The sequence below is a fragment of the Deltaproteobacteria bacterium genome (genome assembly GCA_016234845.1).
Classification (GTDB): Bacteria; Desulfobacterota; Deferrimicrobia; order Deferrimicrobiales; family Deferrimicrobiaceae; genus JACRNP01.
The window spans coordinates 1-6989 of record JACRNP010000156.1; the positions used below are offsets into that span (position 1 = coordinate 1).

Here is a 6989-nt window from a genome sequence, read left to right on the forward strand (position 1 = left end):
ACCCGTGGGGGTTCGAGTCCCCCCTTCGGCACCATGAAACGTCCAGGGAGCGAGGGAGAAATCCATCGCTCCTTTTTCGTTTCATGGTGTTCCACGGGGACTCGAACGCGAGACCGCCGCCGAGCAGGTGCGAGGAATAGCCCGACCTGGAGGAGGGCGTCAGGCGGGCGAGCCGCCGGAAGGGCGATGGCCTGGATGGCCGAGCCTCATCGGGCGACCCCCTCCTCCGGCACCAAGACAAACCCATGGGCTGGCATCGAAAAGGTGTCAGCCCTTTCCGTTTGTCTTGGTGCCGGAGGAGGGGGAAGAACGGGCGAGGGGCGCCGACCGAATAGGGAGCCCCGCCGCCAAAGCCGCCCCCTTCCCGAACGGATTACTCGCCCTTGGGGTACCCCGCGTAATAATACCTTGGGGCAATGGCCTGGGGGGCCGCCCCACTTCCGAACGGAATACCGCCCTGGGGTACCCCGCAACGAACCGCCCGAGGGGCAAGGCTCAGGCGGTCGACCCCCTCCTCCGGCACCACCCTATTTTCCGTTGCGTGGTGCGCAACGGGAGGGGCCGAACGGACGAAGAACGACGAAGAACGTTCAGGCCATTGATTCCCATCGATTCATGTGGTAGGGTAGGGGTTCTGGTCGATTTGGGCCTTGTTGCCTGGGTTGAGCAAGAACATTCTTTTTGGGGGTTGTTTTGGAAACAGGTACCGTGAAGTGGTTCAACGATGCGAAGGGGTTCGGATTCATCAGCCAGGAAAACGGCGGGCCGGATGTGTTCGTCCACTTCAGCGCGATCAAGTCGGAGGGCTTCAAGAGCCTCGCGGAAGGCGACAAGGTCCGGTTCGAGATCACGCAGGGCCCCAAGGGGCCGCAGGCCTCCAACGTAGCCAAAGCCTGATCGGGAAAAACGACGCCGGGTGAAGCGCCCGGGAACGATCGAGACCCCCGGCTTAGCATCCCGCCGGGGGTTTTTTTCTATTTTCAACTCAAGGAGCGTTCCGGAGATGGAGACCCGTTCGGCTCGCCGATTTTCCGCCGGTCGGGTCCTCCTCGCCCTCGCCCTTGGCCTTGCCCTTTCCGCGTTCGCACCGGAACCGGCCATCGCGCGTTTCAACCTGGCCGCGGACGCTCCCGCGACGATCACCCGCAACGACGTGACGATCGCGGTCGCCCTCGACGGAACTTTCGTCGAGGAGGACTCCCGGGAGATCCTCGTCCGCAACGAAGCGGGGCGGCAGGTCGCCGGGACGATGGGATTCATCTACAACGCAAGGGTTTCCAAGGTCGAAGTCCTGTCGGCGGAGACGGTGCAGGACGGGAGAACGCTTCCGGTGCCGCCCGAGGCCATCGAAAACAAGCCGGTGGCGACCAACCTGCCCGGGTTCGACGAACATGCGAGGATCACCGTCCCGTACTCGGGCGTCCAGGTGGGTTCGAGAGTCCGGCTCCGCCGGAGGACAACCCAGCGGGAGGTGGCGTTCCAGGGCCATTATTCCAGGGCATTCTTCCCCGGAATCGACATCCCGTGCGAACATTTCGACCTGACGATCCGGTCGAAGCGGCCGCTGCGGATCGCCGTCAACGACCCCGACCGCGCGTTCGAGGTCGCGCACTCCATGGACGGGGACACGGACACCCTGCGCGTGAGACTGCGGAAACCGGTCTACCGGCACCTGGTCGAGGAGCAGCCGTTCTCGTACATGCCGGAGTCGCGTCTCCCGTACGTCCAGGTCTCCACCGACGAATCGCTGGACGGGCCGGCCGCTTCCGTAGTGGCGGCGTACGAAACGATCCTTTCCGGACCGCTTCCGCCGCTCTTCGAGGAGCAGGCGAAGACGTTCGCCGAAAGCGACGGTCCCATCCCCGACCGGCTCGACGCGCTCACATCGTCCTTCCAGCGGCGGATCCGCTATTTCGGCGACTGGCGGCCGCGGAACGGCGGCTATGTCCCGAGACCCCTGGCGGAGATCGCGTCGTCGCAATACGGGGACTGCAAGGACATGGCGACGGCCGTCGTTGCCATTCTCCGCAAAGCCGGAGCCCGGGCCGACGTCGCGTGGATCCATCGCCGGCCGATCCCCCCGGGCGCGCTCCCGCTGGCCACGCCGGACGCCTTCAACCACACCATCGTCCGGGTCGTCCAGGACGGCTCCACCTACTGGGTGGACCCGACGAACAACGTGAGCTTCGCCCGCGGAATCCCCAGCGACCTTGCCGGCCGCGACGCGCTGGTGCTGGAGGCGGGGAAATTAAGGAAGGAACACGTGCCGTACCCGCCTTCCGAAGCCGGGGTGTCCCGCGGAACCGGAACGTTCGCCTTCACTCCCGACGGGAACGCGAAGATCACGGCCCGCATCGAGCTGCTGGGACAGCAGGCGGTTTGGCTGACGGGCGTCGGCCGCTACGCCGCTCCCGAAACCATCCGGTTCGCGATCCTCCGCGGCATCTCCGAAGGACGGCGGGTCGTTTCCGGAACGGTGGGCGATTTCGACATGCTCACCCCGGTGGTCCGCAACATCTCGATCGACGTCGCGACCGAGATCGAAGGCGTCGCCATCCGCACGACCGCGGGGCTGGCGTACCGGCTCGAGCACAACTCGTTGAGGCCCTTGACGGTGATCGACCCGGAAAAGGACCAGGGGGACATGTTCCTCGGCCCTCCCAGCGTCACGGAATCGTCGGACCGGATCGCCGGCAGCCGCCTGGTCGGGAAACACCCTCCTCCATGCCGGGTGAGCTCGCCGTGGGTGGACGCCTCGTGGGAAACCCGGGAGGACGGAGACGGCCTGCTCGTCTCCTCCCGCGTGACGCTGAAAAAACCGCTGCTCACGCACGCCGAGATCGAGGGCGGGGCGTTCGCCGATCTTCAGAAGGGCATCCGGCAATGCTTCGGGGACTACGCCCTGGTCTTCGAGCCGCGGGCGGTCCCGGCCATCGGGCCGTAAGAAACGACTCACGCCGGCCGCGCGGCCTTCGCCGCCGCGAGGACCGCGGCGTAATCCGGTTCCGAGGTCACTTCCTTCACGTGCTGGACGTACCGGATCGTATCGCTCCCGTCGACCACGAAGATCGACCGGGAAAGGAGCTTCAGCTCCCCGATGAGCACGCCGTAGGCGGAGGCGAACGAGCGGTCCTGGTAGTCCGAGAGGGTCTTCACCCTGTCGATCCCGGCGGCCGCGCACCACCGTTTCTGCGCGAACGGAAGGTCGAGGCTGATCGTCAGGACGACGACGTTCCCCGGAAGATCCGCCGCCTCCCGGTTGAACCGCCGCGTCTCCGTGTCGCACACCGGCGTGTCGAGGGACGGGACGGCGCTTAAGATCTTCACTTTCCCCCGGAAATCCGCAAGCGTAACCGGCGCAAGCCCCGTGTCCACGACCCGGAAGTCGGGGGCCTTGTCCCCGGCCTTGACCTCGGGTCCGAGGAGGGTCATCGGGTTCCCCTTGAACGTGATCACTCCCTTGCGTTCCTGCATGGATTCCTCCTTTTCGTGGCGGCGATCGATGTCGTTCACGCTTTCGACGCCCGCCGGGCGGCAAGGTTTCCTGAAATGCTCCGCCTTCCCGTGCCTCCGGGGGAACCGGTGGGTATAATCCCTCCATGGGCAAAGGATTCGACCGGCCGGCTCTTTCGACGAAACTGAGGCCTCCATCCACCGGCGTCCGCCACATGGCGCGCCCCCGCCTCGCCGAAAGCCTGACGAAATCCGGAAATTTCCGGCTCGCGCTGATTTCCGCCCCGGCGGGGTCCGGGAAGACCACCCTGCTTTCGGACTGGTATCAGGCGCTTCTGGACGGAGCGGGGGGAGCCGCATGGCTCTCCCTGGACGCCCTGGACAACGCACCGCGCCGGTTCTTCGCAAACCTCATCGCATCGATCCAGAAGGTCCAGCCGCATTTCGGCAAGGTGGCGCTCGAGTTCCTGGCGGCGAACCCGGACGTCCTGCTGGAGGACCTGACCGAGAGCCTGGTCCACGATTTCGGGAGCACGAATTCGCCCGTCGCGGTCTTCCTGGACGATTACCACGAGATCCGCGACCGCACCGTTCACGCGGCGGTGGACCACCTGCTCCGCTACATGCCCGCGAACATCCGCTTCGTCGTCGGCACCCGCAGGGATCCCCCCCTGTCCGTCGGGCGCTTCCGCATTCGCGGGGAGCTCCTCGAGGTGCGGTGGGAGGAGTTGCGGTTCGACGTCGACGAAACCAGGGAATATCTCGGGGGGGTCTGCGCCCTGCGGCTGTCCGAATCCCAGGTTCGCACCCTCTGCGCGCGCACGGAGGGGTGGATCACCGGGCTGCAGCTGGCATCCATGGCCTTTCCCGGAACGGAGGACGCCGGCCGATTCGTGGAATCGTTCTCCGGAGACCACCGGAACATCACGGACTACCTTCTGGAGAGCGTGTTCCGGCGCCAGACCCCCGTCGTCCGGAATTTCCTCCTGAAGACGTCCATCCTGGACCGGATGACCGCACCGTTGTGCGACCTGCTCACCGGGCGGCCGGACGGACAGCAGTCGATCGAAATGCTGGAGAACGGCAACCTCTTCGTCTTCGCCCTGGACGACCGGAGGACCTGGTACCGGTACCATAACCTCTTCGCGGATTTCCTGCGGAGCCGGTTGCGGACGGAGCTCCCGGGAGAGACCGCGGAGCTGTACGATCGCGCCGGCGAATGGTTCGAGAGGAACGGGTTCCCCACCGAGGCGGTCCGGTACGCGGTCGCCGGGAACCGGCTCCAGCGTGCCGCCCGCCTGCTGGAGACGGCGGGCAGGGAGCTCTTCCGGCAGGGGGATTTCAAGGAGCTGAGAAGGTGGCTCGACGCGCTTCCGGAATCGGTCGTCTCCCGTTCCCCGGTCCTTTGCGTCCTTCACGGCTGGGCGCTCGGGTACCTGGGGGAGTTCGGGGAGGCGCGCCGACGCATCGCCTGCGCCGAAGGAGCGGTCGGACGGCAAGGAGGGGCGGGGGGCGGATCGTCGACGCCCGAGGGGGCCGTCGGCGCCGAGCTCCAGGTCCTCCGGGCCGTCCTGGGCATCATCCAGTCGGATGAGCCCGACGTCTCCGGGCTCTCCCCCGGCATCGTGTCCCTTTTTTCCCGCGACGAGCCGGTGCTTCGCGGCTACGCATCCATCACGCTGGGGTTCGCGAGCCGCTCGCGGGGAGACCTCCCCGGCGCGCTGCGGCATTTCCAGGAGGCGCTCGGGGAGTCCGAAACCGGGGACAGCTCCCTGGTCAACCTGAACGCCCGGCTCAATATCGGAATCGTGAACTATCTGATGGGCCGGGCCCGGGACGCGGAGGAGCGGTTCCGCGACTCCCTGGAGTACGCCCGGAAGCGACTGTGGCTGCGCAGCATCGGCGCGGCTTTCCTCCGCTACGGACTAGCCCTCGTGCTCCACGAGAAGTACCGGCTGGGCGAGGCGTCGGCCGAGTTGTCGGAGGCGATCGCCTTCCTCGAGGCCAGCGACGCGTTCGGCTTCCTGGGGATGGCCCTGGTGGAGCGTGCCCGCGTCCAGTCGACGCTCGGCAAGGGGGACCTGGCGGCGGCGGACCTGGCCCAGGCGCGCCAGGTGGCGCGCAGGCACGATGTGCTCCGGGTTTCCTTCCGCGCGGACCTCCTGGAATCCCGGATGGCCGTCGATGCGAACGACCCCGGAAAGGCGGTGGGACACCTGGCCTCCGCGGAGAAAGCCCTCGGGGGAAGGCGGCGTTCCCGGAATTCTTCCTTCGGCGAAAAGGAGGAGCTGTGCCTGGCGGAACGCCTCCGGCTCCTCCTTCTCCTCGGGAAATTCGGGGAGGCGGCAAAGCTCGGGGAGAAATCGTTCCGAAGCGCGGAGGCCGCGGGAAGGGGTCGGAACGTCATCGAGTTCCTCGTGCTCCGCTCCGCGGCGTGGAACGGACTCGGGATGGAGGATAAGGCCCTGGCCGGCCTGGAGCGCGCGCTCCTGCTCGCGGGGACCGGGGGGATCGTCCTCCCCTTCACGGGCGCGGGAAGGGGGTTGATTCCGCTCCTGCGCCGGATTGCGGCACGCCCGAAGGTACATGCCGCGGCGTCTGGAATCCTCTCCGCCCTCGAGGGCCGGCGCGACCCGGTCGGGGGCCCGACCGCCGGGGACCGCACCGACGAGACGTTCCACCACAGGGAAATCCAGATCCTCGAGCTGATCTCCCGGGGGTTGCGCAACCGCGAGATCGGCAGGCGCCTCTTCCTGTCCGAGGAGACGGTGAAGTGGTACCTGAAGAGGCTCTTCTGCAAGCTCTCCGTGATCACCCGCACCGAGGCCGTAGCCACCGCCCGGAGACGGGGACTGCTCGCCTGACCTCCCGCGATTTCTCCCCTTTCGGCCCCTGATTTCCCCCCTTTCGGGGGGTGACTCCCCTCGACGCGTCTCCTAGCATCTTCCTTGCAGGATCCATATCCGTCGCAGGGAGGAGAGGAAGCCATGCCGGTACTGGTAAAGCCCAGCGAGAGCTACAGCATCACGATCCGTGTCGATATCCAGAACAAGGTGGGGATGCTCGGGAAGGTGACGACCGCGATCGGCGCACTGGGGGGCGACATCGGCGCGGTCGACCTCTCCGGCCACGGGAAGGGTACCGTCACGCGGGACATCACCGTGCGCACCCGCGGCATCGATCACGCGCAGCAGGTGATCGACGGCGTCCGGGCGCTTCCGGGTGTGAAGGTGGTGAACGTCTCGGACCGGACCTTTCTCATGCACCTGGGCGGAAAGATCGAAATCCACAACAAGGTTCCGGTCAAGACCCGGAACGACCTCTCCATGGCGTACACCCCCGGCGTGGCGCGGGTCTGCATGGCGATCGCGAAGGACGTGAAGAAATCGTTCGCGCTGACGATCCGGCGGAACTCGGTCGCGGTGGTCTCCGACGGGACCGCGGTGCTGGGGCTGGGGGACATCGGCCCCGAGGCGGCGATGCCGGTGATGGAGGGGAAGGCGATGCTCTTCAAGGAGTTCGGGGGGATCGACGCG

At 66.8% G+C, this 6989-nt stretch carries 5 protein-coding genes; 4 read left to right on the forward strand and 1 reads right to left on the reverse strand.

All coding sequences use genetic code 11. The features are described 5' to 3' along the window. Nucleotides 1-693 precede the first annotated feature (693 nt). Both HZB86_10455 and HZB86_10460 read left to right on the forward strand, forming a co-directional pair. Nucleotides 694-897, forward strand: a complete 204-nt coding sequence (locus HZB86_10455) for a cold-shock protein (GenBank protein MBI5905945.1) — start codon at nucleotides 694-696, stop codon at nucleotides 895-897. Between the two features lie 106 nt (nucleotides 898-1003). Then, nucleotides 1004-2944, forward strand: a complete 1941-nt coding sequence (locus HZB86_10460) for a DUF3857 domain-containing protein (GenBank protein ID MBI5905946.1) — start codon at nucleotides 1004-1006, stop codon at nucleotides 2942-2944. Between the two features lie 8 nt (nucleotides 2945-2952). Here HZB86_10460 and tpx read toward each other — a convergent pair whose 3' ends face one another. Then, a complete protein-coding gene (gene tpx, locus HZB86_10465; protein MBI5905947.1) occupies nucleotides 2953-3474 on the reverse strand; it encodes a thiol peroxidase in 522 nt (173 codons plus the stop codon). A 125-nt stretch (nucleotides 3475-3599) separates the two neighbouring features. Here tpx and HZB86_10470 point away from each other — a divergent pair, with 125 nt between their 5' ends. Continuing rightward, nucleotides 3600-6317 (forward strand): tetratricopeptide repeat protein, encoded by a 2718-nt coding sequence (locus HZB86_10470; GenBank protein MBI5905948.1) that lies wholly within the window; start codon nucleotides 3600-3602, stop codon nucleotides 6315-6317. Nucleotides 6318-6440: 123 nt separating this feature from the next. Next, nucleotides 6441-6989, forward strand: a 549-nt coding sequence (locus HZB86_10475) for an NAD-dependent malic enzyme (GenBank protein ID MBI5905949.1), incomplete at its 3' end; no start/stop codon positions are given.